General features: G+C 34.1%; 1 pseudogene. It reads right to left on the bottom strand.

The features are described from left to right. Positions 1-21: 21 nt before the first annotated feature. A pseudogene (locus F6K37_RS42815) lies at positions 22-1,216 on the bottom strand (IS4 family transposase). Between the last annotated feature and the right edge of the window lie 109 nt (positions 1,217-1,325).

The raw sequence follows: 1,325 nt of genomic DNA, 5'->3' as shown, positions 1-1,325 counted from the left end.
CTGGGGGGGTGACGAAATAAGTTAAAACGCAGACTCTATAAGCGACCTAGCCCTTAGACCTCGTTGATAATATTTTCGTTTATTAGGATTTAGTCTGATTAATTCAGTTACTAATTCTAGACAAACATCCTTAAGATTCACCCAGGTTTGACCGTATAAACCAACATAAAAACTGCTATGTCTCCGCTCCCTGCGACCATATTCTTTGACACGACCAACATATTTCTGCATTCCTTTTCGTTTAATATGTTGACCTTCAATCGTTGCAGAAGTATAAGCTATAGTTATCAATAAAACTAGAGAAATAAAGCGTTCACCCTCAACCTTAGTATTTTCCAAGTTATAACCACCTGTCTTAAAATCTCTAAACATTTCCTCAATATCAAATCTTTTTTTATAAGCGGAAATAGCGGACTCCAAATTATCAAAATTTGTCAAAATAAACCATGCTTCTTTTGGGGCTAATCCCTTAATTTTACGTTGCCATTTTCCGGCGACATTAAAACCTAGTAAACCACGAGTTTTAGTCACTCTAACTCCTTTGATAAACAAAGAAACTCCAGGGACTAGACCTAAATTATTTAATTCAATCCAACGATTTTTTTGATCCTCAATAAATTCATTCTTTTTTAAACGCAAACAAAAATATACACCAAAGTCCTGGAGATACTTTGCTAATTTAACAGAGCAAAATTCTCTATCTCCCAATACACAGATTTTATAGTTTTTAAAAATTGGAATAACTTTTGATAAAATACTTTTTTGCTCTTTTAAATTACTACTACCTAACTTTGGTAACAATGTAAAATATATTGGAAACGCTCTGTCTTGATGCAGTCGCTCATGGGGGGGACCCCCAAGACCGCGCTGCATCGCTTTTATCCCAAATGAAGCTAACCATTAATAAATTGATGCTACCCCAATTCGTTCTATCCATTGCTACATAAATTATTTGATCATCGGTAAAGTAGATTTTCAAGAATTTTTCAACTATTGGCAACCAAACTTTTTCAATTGTTAGGTTGGGCAACAATAATAATCTTTGAATTCTTTTTCTTCTACTTTCAAATTTAATAGGTAAAGGGAGAGCATTGGCTAACTTTTCCAAACTAACTTTTTTAATTGACTGTAAGAGATTGACGAAAATTTTTAAGAAAATATATTCTGCTAGAGTAAATTGACTTTTTAGGTGGTTTTGGTAGAATTCGGGTAACATTGTCAACAGGTAGGTTTTGTTGCAAATAGAAGACCTACCTTTTTTCTACCATAAAGTGGTACTACCTTTACATACCAGGCATTTCAGCCTGTTTCGTCACCCCTTCAGC

Source organism: Moorena sp. SIO4E2 (genome assembly GCF_010671945.1).
GTDB classification, from domain to species: Bacteria; Cyanobacteriota; Cyanobacteriia; order Cyanobacteriales; family Coleofasciculaceae; genus Moorena; species Moorena producens.
Note: the sequence above shows the minus strand (reverse complement) of the source record. Positions and strands in the feature narration are given on the sequence as shown.